This is a genomic window from Mesorhizobium sp. B2-4-13, assembly GCF_006658535.1.
Lineage (GTDB): Bacteria > Pseudomonadota > Alphaproteobacteria > Rhizobiales > Rhizobiaceae > Mesorhizobium > Mesorhizobium australicum.
Map to the genome: position 1 here is coordinate 25,281 of NZ_VFVB01000013.1, position 16,470 is coordinate 41,750.

Consider the following 16,470-nt stretch of genomic DNA (forward strand, 5'->3'; position numbering starts at 1 on the left):
GGGAGAGCTAGAGCCGAACGAGGCGGTATGGCGGCGACCGGGCTTCGAACCGGATGAAGCGAACGAGGAAAGATAGAAAGTCGCCGGGCGGTCCGGATGCCCGGATCGCCGTCTTCATCCCCTCGCTGCGGGCAGGTGGCACCGAGCGCGCGATGCTTACCCTGGCCCGGGAATTCGATCGGCGCGGGCTGGTGACGGATCTGGTACTTGGATGTGCGATAGGTGAATATCTTCCCTTGGTTCCCGACACGATAAGGATAGTGGATCTGCAGGCGTCTCGCATGCTGTTTTCCCTGTCCGGCCTTATTCGCTACGTCAAGGCGGAGCAGCCGCGGGTGATGCTGGCGGCGCTGCCTCACGCGAACATCCTGGCAATAGTGTCGTCCTTCCTGTCACGGCAAGGGGTGCGTACGGTCATATCCGAGAGAAGCAACCTGTCCAGGACCCTTGCGGATACGAAACTGATCCGTGAGAGATTTCTGCCGTTCCTCATGCGAATGACATACGGTTATGCCGACAGGATAATAGCCGTCTCACATGGCGTTGCGGACGATCTGATCAGGCGCATCGGGCTCGACCCGAATTCTGTCGAAGTGATCCACAACCCGTTGGATATAGAACACATTCAGGCACAGGCCAGCGCGCCCATCGATCATCCGTTCGCGGACGAGGACGGCAGGTCCCTGCTGGTCGCCGTCGGTCGCCTCGATTTCGCAAAGGACCATGCCACTCTGATTAGCAGCTTTTCACAGGTCGTAAGGAAACGACCCGTCAAACTGGCGATTGTGGGGGAAGGGCCGCTGCGCGCGTCGCTGCAGACGATGATCGATGAACTGGAGTTGCGTTCCTCGGTCGCCCTGGTCGGCTTTTCGAAAAATCCGTATCCGTGGATGCACCGCGCCGCGCTGTTTCTCCATTCGTCGCGAAGGGAGGGCTTTCCCAATACGATTATCGAAGCCATGGCCTGCGGAGCCAGGGTGGTGAGCACGAATTGCGAAAGCGGCCCAGCGGAAATCCTGGAGGACGGCAAGTGGGGGCGGCTTGTCGCGGTGGGCGACGTGCAAGCCTTCGCGGCCGCGATATTGGCCGGCCTCGATGACATCAGCCCACCCGATGTCAGACGTCGAGCCCAAGATTTCAGTGTCGAAAAAGTGGCTGACGCGTATCTGCTCGCGATGGGTATGGGCTTGGCGAGCGCCACCCGAAAGGAGCTCCCGGATTAAAGTCCTGCATGTCATCACCGGGCTGCACAATGGCGGTGCTGAGGCGGCTTTGTTCCGTCTCTGCATGGCCGAGCACACTCATTCGCACGCAGTGGTCTCGCTTTCCGACGAAGGAAAATATGGCCCGCTGCTTCGGGAGGCGGGGGTGCCCCTGACCTGTCTGTCGATGCCGAAGGGAAGGCTAAGCCTCGGCGGGCTCGCGGCATTTCGGCGTGTCTTGTCAGCCCATCCGCCTGATATCGTCCAGTGCTGGATGTACCACGCAAATCTGGTTGGAGGCGTCCTGTCTCGGCTTGCGGGTATCCGGCTGGTGGTTTGGGGAATGCACAATTCCGGTCTGGATCCGCTTGTCGCCCCCTTGGCCACGCGGATGGCGGACCGGGCCTGCGCGCTCATATCCCGGGTGGTCCCGACCCAGATCGTGAGCTGTTCGCAACAGGCGTCACGGCGCCATATCAGTGCGGGTTACTCGGCTTCTAACTGGACGATAATTCCGAACGGTTATGATCTGGCTGTCTTCGAGCCGGATGAGAGGGCGCGCAGTCGGCTGCGCCGGGCCTGGTCGATAGATGAAGGCCAATTCGTCATCGGAAGCGTCGCCCGCTGGCATCCCGACAAGGATCACAGGAATCTCGCCGCTGCCTTGGCCAAGCTGTCGGCGCGTGCCGAGTTTCCTTTCAAGTGTATTCTCGCCGGCCCCGGAATCTCTCCTGAAAATACCGACCTTGCCGGACTGCTGGACCGTTACGGCGTTCGCGACAAGGTGATGCTGCTTGGTCCGAGCGACAGTGTCGCTGCTCTCATGAGTGCGTTTGACATCCATGTCCTTGCCTCGAGGCGCGAGGCATTCCCTAACGTCGTCGCCGAAGCCATGGCGTGCGGTACGCCTTGCGTAGCGACGGATGTCGGCGATATCGGCATGATTGTCGGCAACACCGGATGTGTTGTTCCGAGCCAGGATCCCGACGCGCTTTCTCGCGCCATTACAAACATGGCGCTGGAAAACCGTGACTCGCCATCCTGGGAGACAAGACAGCAGGCATGCCGCAACCGCGTCGCGTCCGATTTTTCAGTTGAGCGGATGGCAAGGGCATACAGCGCGCTATGGGAGAGATTGTCTGCCAAGGGCTAGCGCACGGAAAACGACCAGGAACAGACAACTATATGTTAAGCTCGCGAGTCATCAGGCAGACGGTGGGGATTGTCATGTTGGAAACCGACAAGCTGTTCGCGGGCTCAATTCCGGAAAACTACGACCGCTACATGGTGCCTTTGATCTTTGAGCCGTTCGCTGCGGATATCGCGCGGCGAGCAGCGGCCCTATCGCCCGGCGCGGTCCTGGAAATCGCCGCGGGCACCGGGGTCGTCACCCGCGCATTGGCGCCAAGACTGTCGCCCGACGCAAGCTATGTCGTGACCGACCTAAACCAGCCGATGCTCGACTACGCTGCTTCGCGACAAACTCCTGATAGCCGCATCGAGTGGCGCCAAGCGGATGCGATGGCGCTGCCATTTGAAGATGCGGCCTTCGATCTTGTCTGTTGTCAGTTCGGTGCGATGTTCTTTCCGAACCGCACGTCTGCTTATCGCGAAGCCAGGCGGGTCCTGAAGCCCGGCGGACGGTTTTTGTTCAATGTATGGGATCGCATCGAGGAGAATGTGTTCGCCGATGACGTGACCAACGCTCTGGCACGGATCTTTCCCGACGATCCCCCGCGCTTCTTGGCACGCACGCCGCACGGCTATCACGACAAGGTGCTGATCCGTCGCGACCTGGAGGATGCAGGCTTCTCTCGAGTGGTGATCGAGACGAGAGCCGAACAGAGCCGCGCATCCTCGCCACGCCTTCCGGCCGTTGCCTACTGTCAAGGCACTGTTCTTCGCACCGAAATCGAGGCCAGGGAAGCTGGAAAACTGGACGCTGCAACCGATTACGCGGCATCCGCCATCGCAGACCGACACGGCAGCGGTGAAGTCGCCGCCAAAATTCAGGCCCATGTAATCATGGCCGAGGTCTAGGTGTCGGCAGGCCCGTTCCGCACGACATGTCGCCCGCCGTACCGCACTCGGATGGCATTCGGAGGGCCGCAGACACCAGCCGGATTTGTGAGCCGCCGGGCGTGAGGATATTGGGAGCTAGGCAATAGGGTGAAGGCGCGGGACGTCAGAAGAGATTACCTGGTTTCACCCTTTGCGCTTACGCCGCAAATGCTTTTGCTTATATCGAGCCTACTTTATTTTGTTCCATTTCTTGCCGGCGGCTTTCAGTACGTTGACGTTGGCGGAAGGAAGTATGATTTTACATATGATTTGGGCACGGGGTATGCCATCGCCGTTTCCATGGTTTGCATCGCCGCGGCGATGGTTGGCTTCGTTCCGAGACGCCAGAGTTTCGAAATTGAGGGAGATAGCCAAGGAGAGTCGTTGATAATAATCGCGATGATCATTATTTTCGGCGGAATTTCGATTGCGAACCCGGCACTTTTCTCCGCGTCTAAGGCGGATGTTTTATCGTCAACTGGTCGGTTTCAGTATATATTTTACAATGCCTGTATCATCGGCGTGGTCTTTGGGGCTCTGGCCGGGTGGAGGAAATCCAAGCTTGTTATGGCCCTGAGCTGCCTAGGATTAATTTTAACGCTCTATATTGGGCATAGATCCTCGGTTGCGATAACTATCCTATCTTTACTGTATTTAAGATACAGGAATGTTCCGTTGATGATGATAAGAAAACGGTATGTTATCGGCGGATTTTCAGCATTCTTTTTTTTGGCGGTGTACAAGTCTGTCTACTCCGCGGTGAAGGCGGGGAATTTCGAGCTTGTCGGCCAAAAAATAAAATTCGACCAGTTGTCAGATTCCACCCTTGTCGGGTTGGAGCAGTTCGTGACATTGGCTCATTTGGACCTTATCGTAAAATATAACTACACCTTGCCTTGTTCCAATCTCTGGTTGGTGCCACTTTCTTTCATTCCATTTTCGGATGCGGTCTTCGGCAAGGATGGCTGTACTTACAACGAGCAGGTCCAGCCGCTGCTTTTTCCGGGCTACAGTGGCGGTGTGGCGGCAAATATCTGGGCGGAGTTCTATGCAAATTTCGGATACGCCGGATTTCCGCTGCTCGTCATTATTCTTTCCCTGGTCTGTGTCGCCATCGAAGCAATAATCCGCAACGTGCGCAGCGCGACGCTCAAGTCTGGTCTGATCGTGGCGATCATCCACCTCACATTCTACATCCAGCGCAAGGAACTGCTCGGCGCGTTCATCTCCGCCAAGCGGGTCATCCTTGTGTCGCTTTTCATATTCGGGCTGGTGTATGTCCATCGAAAGTGCTTCCCGCAAGCGCCTGCGATGGAAGCGGGAGTGCGGGGCCTGCGCCGGGACCATGGCTGAGGACATGACGGCGATAGCCAAACCTTCTGGATGGATACGCGCGCGCAGGGTCGCTCGGGACGTCACCATGACCACATCCTCAAGTGGAGTGGCGGCTTTGTGTTCCGTCATCGCGTTGGCGCTCAATGCACGCTCGCTCGGCCCCGGAGATTTTGGCACCCTCGCCGTAATCCAGGCCTATGTCACGTTCATCTCCGGCCTCGCTACGTTTGAGAGTTGGCAGCCTGTCATCAGGCTGTCCGCCAGGTCCCGCTCGCGCCTTGGCCGGGCAGCTTCATGCGGGATCGCGCTCGACGTTTCAGCGGCCGTTGTCGCCACTGCGGTGGCGGTTGGTGGGGTCCTGCTGTTTGGGGAGTCGATCGGCGTATCCCACCAGGATCGGCTTCTGGCGCTGATCTATAGTCTCACCTTGCTGGCCAGCCTCGCGGGCACTCCCAAAGGCGTGCTTCGCCTGAATGGGCGGTACGACGTCATTGCCGGCAATCAACTCGCCCAGGGGGCTGCCGTGGTTGTTGCCTCGCTCGTCCTTTGGGCCATCGAAGCGCCTCTGATCGCCTATGTGGCTGTGTTGGCGGCGATCGGTGCGCTCTACAATCTGGCGCTGTTCGTCCGGCTGCTTGTCTATGCTCGGCGCGAGAACATCAAACTATTCAATCCGCTTCGTTCCCATTCCAGGCGGCGTTTCTTTTGGACATTCCTTGTCATGGCCACTGGGACCAGTGTGCTGTCGACCCTGGTGAGTGCTAGACGACATGTAGCCTTGTTCCTTGTTGCCGGTCTTTTAGGAGATGTTGCCGCCGGCGCCTATTCCGTGGCGTCGCGTCTGGCGACGATGATGTCCCGGCTGACTGGGCCCTTGAACCAGGTGATCTTTCCTGAACTCGCGAGACTGTCCAACGAAGAATCTCCGTCCCGCCTAAACAGGCTGAACGCCCGCATCACGATGGTCTCGGCATGTGTCGCCGCGGGCATGGCGGCGGGCGGTGTCGTGCTGCAAGAATTCATCGTGGTTCTGGCCGCCGGTTCGGCCTATGCCGATGCCTCGCTGCTTTTCGCTATCTTGTTCGCGGCCGAGTGTCTCGGCCTGGCCGGAATGCATTTCAATCCTTTGATCCAGGTTCTGGCCGGAACAAAACCGCTTCTCAAGATCATGGCGTCGGCATTCATCGTCTACCTGCCGCTTTCGTTCGTCCTGTCGGGGTGGATCGGAATTCCGGGCATCGCCTGGGCCGGTCTGATCGCATCGGCGCTGGTCTACACGGCAATGATGGTGGTTTCGCAATTATTGCTGAAAAAGCAGATCCGAATCACGGAAAATATCCCAGGTCTGACAGTTTGAGATACTTGTTTTGCCTACCAAGATACCACACCAATGTTGTGCCTTGGGTGCGCATACTGACCTCGGCCGGGCATCATGTTGCAATCGACGTCGTCGAAACAGGGGCAACGGAGAATTACACACTTGTTTCTCCCAATGTAGTGGCACCATCGGCGCTGTCACGAAGAGTTATGCACATGGGTCCGAGCGATATCCCAAACTCGCCCTTTTCCTTTCCCGGTCTTGTTTCCTACTGGAGACATCTTCGGGTCGAGAATCCCGATGTGGTGATCGTGCGCGGCGTGACGCGATGGTTCTGCAGGGTCGCCGCGTTGTGTGCGATTTTGCAAGGCCGCAAGCTGGTTATCTACGATCAGGAGAATGTCAGGCCTCAGGCATGGAGCGGCACATGGATCCGCAGAGCTGTCTTTCGGCAACTCGGGATTGCGCACTTCACGTCACGGCTCCCGTCGAATCCTGGCTCCGTCGGTGCGGGAGGCGCCATGGCCCTGCCATTCGGAAATCCCTTCGAGCCGATCCGGATCGGAGCGCTGCGAGGCAGGCCGTTGCATTCGCCGCCCCGAATCCTAATGGTGGCAAAATACCGGGAGCGAAAGGGGCACAGTTTGCTTCTGAGGGCACTGGCGGTGATCTCGGCGTCCACACCATTCTCCATAACGTTGTGCGGCGAGGAGGCGACGCATTCCGACGCGGCTTTTTGTGAGGCCTTGCGGCAAGAGGCCCAAGCGCTTGGACTGGCGGACAGACTTCGGTTTCAAAACAACATAGCTCATGACAGGATGATCTCGATCTATGCCAGCCATGATCTCTTGATATTGCCCTCGCGTACGGAACCTTCCGCGGTATCTCCCGTCGAGGCCGCCTGGGCGGGATGTGCCGTATTGATGTCGCGCGACAGCGGCACGAGGCATTACCTCCCTCCGGGGTCCGGGTTCGACTTTGACCCAGACGACCCGCAAGACATCGCTCGCGCGGTTGCCGGGCTTATTGCCCGGCCCGAGGACCTGCGGCTTGCAAGGGATGCATGTTTCATGCGCATTTCTTCAGTTGCCGATGATGACGTGATCTTGCGGTTGTTCGAGACTTTTGGGACTGGAACCGTGCGGACGCGCGCGTCGATGAGCTGAAGGACATCCGGAGGGGCGGGGAGTGGGGTCCGAGGTGGGAAGGAAGATTGTCATCTCGATCAACACGTCCTGGAATGTGGTCAATTTCCGCAAGGGCCTGATCGAGGCGTTGCGGCGGCGCGGCTATGATGTCGTCGTCGTCGCGCCGAGGGACGAGTATTCATCCTTGATCCCAGGGATGGGTTGCCGCCACGTCGACATCGAAATCGACAATTCCGGCACCTCGCCTGTTCGCGACCTTGCGCTTCTGTGGCGCTACTGGCTTATCCTGCGCCGCGAGAAGCCGCTGGCGTTCGTAGGCTTCACCATCAAGCCCAACGTGTTCGGCTCGATGGCTGCAAACCTGAATGGCATTCCGGTCATAAACAATGTTTCGGGGCTCGGCACTGTCTTCGTCCGGGGCGGCCTTCTCCAGGGAATCGCCAAAGCCCTTTATCGCCTGGCGCTGGCCCGTTCGAAGGTGGTCTTCTTTCAGAACGACGACGACCGGATGCTGTTCGTCGGCGCGCGCATCGTGCGCAAGGAACGGACCGCGCTGCTGCCCGGCTCAGGCGTTGATCTCGCGCGCTTCTCGCCGTCGACGCGCCAGCGCGCGCCGTCCGGCGCCATCGTGTTTCTGCTGGTGGCCAGGCTGCTATGGGACAAGGGTGTCGGTGAGTTCATCGAAGCTGCCCGCCTCGTCCGTCGCCAAGCGCCTGCGGTGCGCTTCCAACTCCTTGGTTTTCTCGATGTCGAGAACCGAACCGCGGTCAGCCGCGCTGAAATCGAGCAATGGGTCGATGAGGGTTTGGTCGAGTATCTCGGTGCCACCGACGACGTTCGCCCTTTCCTGGGCGCTGCCGATTGCGTCGTCCTGCCTTCCTACAGGGAGGGTACGCCACGCTCACTGCTCGAGGCGGCCGCGATGGGCAAACCTCTGATCGCCACGGACGTGCCCGGTTGCAAGGAGGTGGTGGACCATGCCGTCAACGGTTTCCTTTGCAAGGTCAGGGATGCCAGCGACCTGTCGGCACGGATGATCGATTTCGTGACGATGGACGGCCACTCCAGGGACGCGATGGGGAACGAGAGCCGGAAAAAGGTTGAACGGCAGTTTTCGGAAACGATCGTCGTCGAGAGCTACATGCATCAGATAGAGAAGCTTACGGCTGCCGCCACGTGATGAGCGGCCATCGCCTTCCGCTTCTCGGCCGTGAGCCGGCTGACACCGGATCTATTTCCGTCTTAGCGGCCGATCGCCGGGGCTTCATGAGCCGCTGCCAGTCCACGATTGTCCGACCAGGCGCAAGCTGCCGTGGCTGCATCGGTGATGGTGAACCACCTTCCCGTTCGCCAAGTCTGATCAGGAGCGCTCGCGCGCAGTCACGGGGCAAAGGATATCTCAATTGTTTTTCGGGTAATCTGAAATTCGCCGGCGATAATCAGAACTTTTCATGCGCTATTGCTAAAATGGTGAGCTCCCAAAGGCACGAGGCAAGTCAAAATTCTAGCGCCGGCGCGAAACAGGTTGGAATTGTGGCAAAAAACTGTTACGCGCTGATGTCATGAACTTTTGATTTGCAAGTTCCAAGGAGCGGCTTCGAGAGAAGGGCAAAACGAATGAATCTCATCGTCAGAACCGTGGTGGTTGGATTTGTTGTTTCCGTCGGTTTCGGTTCCGCTTCCGCATTTGCTCAGAAAGCATCTTGCAGTTGCGCGACTGCCTATCATGGTGCGTCAAATCCGGTTGGATCCATTGTTTCCGTCAATGGCGATGTGATGGTGTCGCAGGCCGCCGGCTACGGCCCGGCCAAGGCAGGAAATATGCTTGATTCCGGCAGTCGTGTGGTGGTCGGGGCCAAGGGGTCGGCGTCCGTGGCCGTTGGCGGCTGCAACCTGGATGTGCCGGCGAGTTCGAGCCTGGATGTCTCGCGCGTCGAGGGCAACATCTGCCTCAAGCTGGTTGGCTCCGAGCAGACCGCCGCCATCCAGCAGTCTGGCGGAGCGGTCGGCGGTTTCGGTCCGCCCGAGGGAATTTTTTCTGGTGCGCTTCTTGCGACCGGCGTGCTTGCGGCTACGCAGGACGACGACAGCGCTGTCAGCCGTTGAAGGCTGTGGCCCATTGCCGTGATTGGCCGCGGCGCGCCGATAGTGTCTTTAGATGGGTTCGTTAACTATATTGCATTAGTAGTTGTTGAAATAGTGTGGGCGATCCTGGCGGGGAATAGCTGGTTTCGATGGGGCGGAAATGACGGGTCGAGTTGGAGTTGTTATTGCTTTTGTAGCGCTCGCAGCGGGAAATGTTTTGTTTGCCGGGTCCGCGGCTTTCGCACAGGCAGCGCAGTGTTCCTGCCTTGCGGCCATACCGGTTTCGGGAAGTGTGGTCGGCCAGTTGACCAACGTCCACGGTGACGTGCGGATGTCACAGGCTGGCGGTTATACCGGTGTGAATGGCGAGGCGCCGGTCTATTCGGGCGCACGCATCATGACGGGGGCGCAGGCTTCGGCTTCCCTGGTTGTGGGCACCAATTGCGCGTTCGACGTTCCGGCGAATGTGACCGTCCAGATCGACCCTGCCGAGGGCGGTATGTGCGTGTCGTTCGATGCACCGCAAGCCGCTGTCGTGCCGGCCGGTTCCGAGCCCGGCGTTTTGCCGGTTCTCCTCGGTGCCGGTGCGATTGGCGGTGGCGCGGCCCTTCTTCTCGGCCTGCAGGATGACGATGACGCCGTCAGCCGCTAGTCGGTCCCCAGCCTGTTCTGCGTAAGCTTGTGAAATGCGTCATTCGCCGCCATGCGGGTGATGCGTTTGTATTTTGTCGAGGCAGCGGCGTCGCTTTGCCTCCATGCAGACAGAAACGCCAATGATTGACCTGCATTCCCATATTCTGCCTGGTCTCGACGATGGCTCTTCCAGTCTGGCTGAATCGCTCGAAATGGCGCGGCTGGCAGCGGCTGATGGGACAACGCATATGGTCTGCACCCCGCACGTCATGCCCGGCGTCTATGAGAACGGCACGACAAATATTGCCCGGGCAGTCGAGGCGCTGGTCAGGGAACTTGCTCGCGCCGGCATCCCGCTTGTCCTCTACGTCGGCGCCGACGTTCATGTTTCGCCTGATCTTCCCGACCGGCTGAAGCTCGGCAAAGTGCCGACGTTGAACGGGTCGCGCTATTTCCTCTTCGAGCCACCGCATCACATCTTGCCACCGCGGCTCGAGGATCTCGCTTCCCGCCTCGTTGGCGCCGGCTATATTCCGATCCTGACCCATCCTGAACGGTTGACCTGGATCAAATCGAACTATGGCGTAGTCGAGCGATTGAACGCATTGGGCTGCCTTATCCAGCTCACGGCGGATTCGGTCGTAGGAGCCTTTGGCCGGACCGCTCTCTACTACTCGGAAAAGCTGCTCGACGAAGGCAGGGTGGACATCATCGCATCCGATGCGCACGGCCTGTCGAGGCGTCGGCCGGGGCTTTCCCAGGCGGTGGTCGCCATCGCAAATCGGTGCGGCGAAGATGAAGCCTACAATATGGCGGTGAAACGCCCGGGCGCGATATTGCAGAATCAGCTGCTCGCGCCCATTGGAAAAGTGAGCACCAAGAAATTGTATGCCGGCAGCGCGAGCCGTTTCGGCGGATTGGGTCGGCTGTTCAAGAGCGGGTCTCTGGGATGAACATTTTCGATCTTGCCAGAAACAATGCAGGTATGCCGACGCTGGCCGCGTTGCTTGCACTCTCTGCTTGCGCGAGCTCTTCTTCGACATCATCGACGGCCTCCGTCGAAGCGTTGCAACCGACATCGTCTTCGACGGCCCTTGCCGGCGGTGGTGCGCTGCAGGTGGTGAAAGACCTGCCAGCGCCGCAAAACACGCAAAATGGCAGCGAGCAGCCGCTGTCAGCCAACGACGTGCTCGAAGTCAGCGTCTTCCAGGTCGATAATTTGAACAGGACCGTTCAGGTCGATGCCAGCGGCCAGATTTCCCTTCCGCTCATTGGCGCGATGACCGCGGCCGGCAAGACCGTTCGTCAGCTCGAGAAGGAAATCGAGACCGCGTACGGCGCAAAATATCTGCAATCGCCCGACGTGACGATTTTCGTGAAGGAATCGGTAGGCCAGCGCATTACGGTCGACGGCGAAGTCAACAGGGCAGGCATCTATCCGGTGTCCAGCAGCGCTTCCCTGCTGGATGCGATCGCGCTCGCCGGAGGATTCAATGCTGTCGGCGACGCCGGCAAGGTCTTCGTCTATCGCAATTTTGGCCAGAGCAGGCTGGTCGCCAACTACAATGTCGAGGAAATTCGCGCAGGCAAGAATCGCAACCCGCGCATCTACGGCGGCGACGTGATCGTCGTTTTCGCTTCGAAGTCGAAAATCGCGATGAACAATCTCAAGGACGCGTTGGGTCTCGCCTCGAGCGCGGCCCGCATTGCGGTCATTCCATAAGACAGGCACGGCCGGCCCACGGACAAACCAGGATGACTTTGCGCCATGCTCGATCGCAACAGGCAGCCCCAAATTGCCGGTCCCGGACATGGCCAAGCCCTGTCCGCGGATCTTTATTACGATGGGGCGCAGAATTATAGCCCGTATGGCCGTGACTATGCCGCCCAGGACGAGGGCTTCAATCCGCTCCGTTTGCTGTTCTATGTCATCCAGTATCGCTGGCTGATCGTCATGATGGCCGTGGCGGGCCTCGTCGCCGGTGTCATTGTGACGATGATGCAGACACCCAAATATCAAGCGACGACGCAGCTGGAGGTTCTGGTCCCTTCGGCAAAGGTCTTCCAGGACATTGAGGTGGTTTCCGAAAACAGTGACGTCCGGGCGTTTCTGACCGCCCGGGAGAAATTGAAGAGCAGGGCCTTGGCGCAGCGCGTGGTCTTTCAACTGGGCCTAGCCGAAAAGCCGGACTTCCTGTTTCCGACTCCGAGTTTTTCAATCGGCAACATCTTCTACCGCGCCTTCGGAATTTCCAAATCGCCCTCGATCCAGGAAAAGACGCCCGAAGAGCGGGAAGGCATGGCGATCAAGCGCGTCCTCGATGACCTCACGGTCAATCTGGTGACGAACACCAGCCTGCTGTCGATCACCTTCGTCGACCAGAAGCCGAAATATGCGAGCGATGTCGCCAATCAGGTCGCCCAGAGCTTCATCGATCAACGTCTCGACCAGACCAGCGAGACGTCGGATCTGGCAAGGCAGTTCATTCAGGAGCAGGTCCTGCAGGTCAAACAGAAGCTGCAGAAGTCCGAGGAGGAACTGGTCGCCTATGCCAAGGATGCCGGCATTACCATCACCGGCGGCGACAAATCGCTGATCGGGTCAAACATCGAGGCCCTCAACACGGCACTCGCGACCGCAATCCAGGAGCGTCTCGATGCCGGGCGGATGGTGGATCAGGTGGACAAGGGGCGTGGCGCCAGTCTCGGTCCGGTTCTGGAGAGCGAAGGACTGCAGAAGCTCAGTGAAAAGCTCGCGGACCTCACAAGCCAATACCAGCAGAAATTAGGCATCCTGAAACCTGGCTTTCCAGAAATGCAGCAGTTGCAGTCGCAGATCAAGGAACTGCAGCGGCTCTACAACAATGGCGTGCTGGCGATAACCGACTCGCTACGGTTGAAATTTCAGGAAGCGCAGAACAAGGAAGCCGACCTCAAGGCCAAGCTCACGGAGCTGGAAAAGCAGCAGATCGTCTTCAACGACAAGAACATCAAATACACCATCCTCAAGCGCGAGGTCGATTCCAACCGGTCGCAGTATGACGGCCTGATCGCCAAGCTGAACGAAGTCGGCGTGAGTTCTGAGCTCAAGACGCAAAGCGCTGCCGTTGTCGATTTCGCGACCCGGCCCTTGAGCCCTGATTCTCCTCGCCTCAGCATCAATCTTGCAATAGCCCTGGCGCTGTTCATGGCCTTGAGTGCGTCGATCATCTACATCGTCGAATTGCTCAACAACACCTTCACAAATCCGGAGCAGATCGAAAAAGAACTCGGATTGGCCATGCTCGGCATCTTGCCGCTCGTCGATGACCGGGAACTCATAGCCAGCATAGCCGATCAGAAGTCGGGGCTTTCGGAGGCCTATCGTTCGTTGCGGACGTCGCTGCAATTCTCAGGAGCGGAAGGGGCGCCGCGTTCGCTGCTGGTGACCAGCTCCGAACCGTCGGAGGGTAAATCGACCACATCGTTCAAGCTTGGCCAGGATTTTGCCGCTCTCGGCGCAAAGGTTCTGCTTGTCGACGGTGATTTGCGCAAACCCAATCTGCATCGGCTGTTCGGCCTCGACAACGCGATCGGCTTGAGCAATCTCCTGACAAACACCGTTCGCAAGGAAGATCTGGCCGGTATCTTCAGAGCGACGAAATATCCCAATGTGACTGTTCTGACATCGGGGACGATACCGCCGAACCCGGCGGACCTGCTCTCTTCGCCCAAAATGGCGCTGATCATCACCAATCTCGGCAAGCGCTTCGATCTGGTCATCATCGATGCGCCGCCCGTCGTTGGCCTTTCGGATGCGCCGATCCTCGGCCGGCTTGCCGAAGGCACGCTGATGGTGATTTCCACCAACCAGGTAACCCGCAAATCCGCCAAAACGGCTCTGAAGCGTCTACGAGCAGCCGGAGCGAATGTCATCGGGGCAGCGATGTCGAAATTCCAGGTGAACAAGTTCGACTACAACTACGCCTACAAATACATGAATTCCCAGTATTACGAATACGGCACGAATACTCCGAAAATCGAGGGCAAAGTCGATGGTGGAGCAGGCCAGCCCGCGCATGCAAAGTCTCCTGCGTTCAGGCGTTTGGTTCGTCGCCTCCGTTCTGGTGTTGATGGCTTCGTCGACCGGGCTAAGTCGTCTTCTTGAGACGGGAACGCCAAGCGTCTCTCTCGCGCTGGATCCGTTGAACGTAGATGCTTTGATAGGCGAGATCGCCGGCGAACTGAACCAGACGAACGACGGTGCCGATCTCGACGGGTTGGCCGCAAAGGCCCGGAATGCGCTTCGCTTCAACGTCGCGGATGCACGCCTCTATAGCCTGATCGGTGAGATCAAGTATCGCCAGGGCGAGAAGGACCAGGCGTTCGAACTCTTTGATCGGGCTCGAATGCTGTCCAAGACCGAAATACACGCATTGCAGAGATCCATCGATCGCTCCGTCGAGACGGGCAACCTGGTAAGGGCTGTAGCCGAGATCGATATCTTGCTGCGTCGGTGGCCTGATCAATTTTCAACCGTGGCCGCCGGTTGGCCGGCCATTCTCGCCAATCCCGAAGGGTACGGGGCCGTGCTCGCCGCCATCCGGGCGGAGGCGCCATGGCGGGGCAAGCTTTTTTCGACCCTTGGCCAGAACCCCCAGGGTTTGGCAGCCGCAAACCAACTGTTGCTCGATCTCGCGGGGTCCCCGACGTCTCCAACGTCCAACGAATTGTCGGCCGTGATCGATGGCTACATCAAGCAAAGGCAATATGACCCGGCCTATCGGCTGTTTCTCTTCAGCCTGTCCGACGAGGAACGGAAACTGGGCGGCTACATTTTCAACGGCGGCTTCGAACCGGTCCACAGCGGCAAACCATTCGACTGGGTGATACACGACCGGTCGGGTATGGAGATCACCTTCGCCGGATCGCGGGATGCAGGTGAAAGCGACCGCGGAGCGACGATTCGATTTCTGAACACGCCCGTCAAGAACGCGGCGCTTCAGCAATTTATCGAACTTCCTCCTGGCTCCTACAGGATTTCCCTGAACGCTTCGGCCACGAATCTCAAACTGCCGAAGGATTTGTTCTGGTCTCTCAGATGCGTCGCTCCCTCACATGAGATCGCGCGCTTCAACATACCGGAAGGCACCTTCAACAGGCGAAGCCTGAGCCTGGACTTCACGGTTGGGCCGGCGGCGTGCCCGATGCAGTTGCTGAGACTGGAAACGGCCGCGATCGCACAGAGTTGGCGGTTTCGGTATGTCGGGACGTTGGTCATGCACAAATTGAGCATCGAAAGAGTATCGTCGTGAGAGAACGGTCGCGACAGCCCACGCAGTGGGATAAATATCTGCTTGGCTCGGTGCTCTTTCTATCGATGCTGATTGGTGGCGGCACCGCGAGCGGTCTGTACACCGAGACGCTGATCGAGATTGCGGCGGTCATCTGCGCCGCGGCGATCCTCTCGAGGCCGTCGGAACAGGCAATTCCCCGCGCCGTGTTGTGGTTGCTTGCTCTTGTGGTTGCGGTGTTCTGTTTTCAGGTCGTGCCGCTGCCCGCGACCCTGCTCGAGGGGGTACGGCCCGCGGTGCTGCTTGCGGATCCATGGCTGGATGGCGAAAGCCGGTTGCGCTTCGTCAGCGTCGGAGTGGGGCGCACCATCGAGTGCATGCTCTATTTTGTCGCGGCCGCGGCGTTCTTCCTCGCCGTCCTGCGCCTGCGCGCCGAGCAGGTCCACGGTCTTCTGCCGTTCTTTTTCATGGGGGTGATCTGCAATGGCCTGGCGGCGGCGATCCAGTATTCGCTCTCCGATACCGTCGCCATCGAGGGACTGCTGCCGTTTACCATCAATGCGGGTCTCTTTGCCAACCAGAACCACTTCTCGGCCTTGCTCTTCGTCTCGATCCCCTTCGTGGTTTATTATGGCTTGTTCCGCGGCCACCTTCTGTCAGGAGCGCTCGGCCTGGTAACCCTCCTGCTGCTGCTTCTGGCCGCCGGTTCGCGGGCCGGCATTTTGATCGGGCTGGCGATCACCGCCATCTCCGTTGTCTTCCTGTCCGCGCGCTCGAGGGTTGGTGGTTATGGCATCCTCGCGGTTTTCATCGGTCTTTCGATCTACACGATTGGCGCGTGGGCAAAGATCGATGCCAAAGTGGTCGACCCGGCCTTCGGACGAGCCGAATTCGCACGGACCACGATTGAGGGAATTGAACAGAATTGGACCACCGGTGTCGGATTTGGCGCTTTTCAGAAGGTTTACCAGATCCATGAAAAAGGCAGCATGATCTTCAAGTCTTATGTCAATCATGCGCACAACGATTATCTGGAATTGGCGCTAGAGGGCGGTTTGCCGGCTATCCTGCTGATGGTTGCCTATGCGGTGCTGCTGTCCGCATCGTCAGCTAGAATTCGCGGAGAACCGTTGCAGAAGGCGGCCTTTCTGTCGCTGGCTTTTCTGCTCGTTCATTCCCTCGTCGATTATCCCTTGCGAACCGCCGCCCTTGCGATGACGTTTGCCTGTTTGAACGGTATTGTCTTTCACCGCGGTTTTGCCGATCGGCTCGACCAGAGGGATGAACCGGGCAAGGCCAGCCGCCGTGACGAGGACAATCTGCTTGTCCCGGCCAAGGCATCGGCCTTGCCAAGGTAGAACCAGGTGGGTTCGGCCGAAGCGGGAGGCGCCGGTAGACCGGTATCGAACCCAGCC

At 58.8% G+C, this 16,470-nt stretch carries 14 protein-coding genes; all 14 read left to right on the top strand.

Features of this window, described 5'->3' with window-relative positions; genetic code table 11:
- Nucleotides 1-53 precede the first annotated feature (53 nt).
- Nucleotides 54-1,223 (top strand): glycosyltransferase, encoded by a 1,170-nt coding sequence (locus FJ936_RS27200; protein WP_140788303.1) that lies wholly within the window; start codon nucleotides 54-56, stop codon nucleotides 1,221-1,223.
- Nucleotides 1,114-2,355 carry a glycosyltransferase gene (locus FJ936_RS27205; protein WP_141907191.1) on the top strand — a complete coding sequence of 414 codons (1,242 nt, stop codon included), beginning with the start codon at nucleotides 1,114-1,116 and terminating at the stop codon, nucleotides 2,353-2,355. Before FJ936_RS27200 ends, FJ936_RS27205 begins: the two co-directional genes overlap by 110 nt.
- Nucleotides 2,356-2,429: 74 nt before the next feature.
- Nucleotides 2,430-3,242: a class I SAM-dependent methyltransferase gene (locus FJ936_RS27210; protein ID WP_140663246.1), complete on the top strand. Its 813-nt coding sequence runs from the start codon at nucleotides 2,430-2,432 to the stop codon at nucleotides 3,240-3,242.
- A 129-nt stretch (nucleotides 3,243-3,371) separates the two neighbouring features.
- Complete coding sequence (locus tag FJ936_RS27215) at nucleotides 3,372-4,616, top strand: hypothetical protein (RefSeq protein WP_140663245.1); 1,245 nt, start codon at nucleotides 3,372-3,374, stop codon at nucleotides 4,614-4,616.
- Nucleotides 4,617-4,620: 4 nt separating this feature from the next.
- Nucleotides 4,621-5,955, top strand: a complete 1,335-nt coding sequence (locus FJ936_RS27220) for a lipopolysaccharide biosynthesis protein (RefSeq protein WP_281405760.1) — start codon at nucleotides 4,621-4,623, stop codon at nucleotides 5,953-5,955.
- Nucleotides 5,956-6,131: 176 nt separating this feature from the next.
- Entirely contained in the window at nucleotides 6,132-7,082 is a 951-nt protein-coding gene (locus tag FJ936_RS30625; RefSeq protein ID WP_181763175.1) for a glycosyltransferase family 4 protein, read from the top strand.
- Nucleotides 7,083-7,116: 34 nt separating this feature from the next.
- Nucleotides 7,117-8,244 carry a glycosyltransferase family 4 protein gene (locus FJ936_RS27230; protein ID WP_246680550.1) on the top strand — a complete coding sequence of 376 codons (1,128 nt, stop codon included), beginning with the start codon at nucleotides 7,117-7,119 and terminating at the stop codon, nucleotides 8,242-8,244.
- 437 nt (nucleotides 8,245-8,681) lie between these two features.
- Nucleotides 8,682-9,170: a hypothetical protein gene (locus FJ936_RS27235; protein WP_015318732.1), complete on the top strand. Its 489-nt coding sequence runs from the start codon at nucleotides 8,682-8,684 to the stop codon at nucleotides 9,168-9,170.
- A gap of 196 nt (nucleotides 9,171-9,366) precedes the next feature.
- A complete protein-coding gene (locus tag FJ936_RS27240) occupies nucleotides 9,367-9,801 on the top strand; it encodes a hypothetical protein (protein WP_210245831.1) in 435 nt (144 codons plus the stop codon).
- 121 nt (nucleotides 9,802-9,922) lie between these two features.
- Nucleotides 9,923-10,735 (top strand): CpsB/CapC family capsule biosynthesis tyrosine phosphatase, encoded by an 813-nt coding sequence (locus tag FJ936_RS27245; protein WP_141907196.1) that lies wholly within the window; start codon nucleotides 9,923-9,925, stop codon nucleotides 10,733-10,735.
- Nucleotides 10,732-11,505, top strand: coding sequence for a polysaccharide biosynthesis/export family protein (locus FJ936_RS27250; RefSeq protein WP_140618675.1), 774 nt, complete (start codon nucleotides 10,732-10,734; stop codon nucleotides 11,503-11,505). Before FJ936_RS27245 ends, FJ936_RS27250 begins: the two co-directional genes overlap by 4 nt.
- Before the next feature lie 45 nt (nucleotides 11,506-11,550).
- Complete coding sequence (locus FJ936_RS27255) at nucleotides 11,551-13,929, top strand: polysaccharide biosynthesis tyrosine autokinase (protein ID WP_141907197.1); 2,379 nt, start codon at nucleotides 11,551-11,553, stop codon at nucleotides 13,927-13,929.
- Nucleotides 13,817-15,076 (top strand): hypothetical protein, encoded by a 1,260-nt coding sequence (locus FJ936_RS27260; RefSeq protein ID WP_246680551.1) that lies wholly within the window; start codon nucleotides 13,817-13,819, stop codon nucleotides 15,074-15,076. The genes FJ936_RS27255 and FJ936_RS27260 overlap by 113 nt, the downstream gene beginning before the upstream one ends.
- A complete protein-coding gene (locus tag FJ936_RS27265) occupies nucleotides 15,073-16,413 on the top strand; it encodes an O-antigen ligase family protein (RefSeq protein ID WP_141907198.1) in 1,341 nt (446 codons plus the stop codon). Before FJ936_RS27260 ends, FJ936_RS27265 begins: the two co-directional genes overlap by 4 nt.
- The last annotated feature ends 57 nt before the right edge of the window (nucleotides 16,414-16,470 follow it).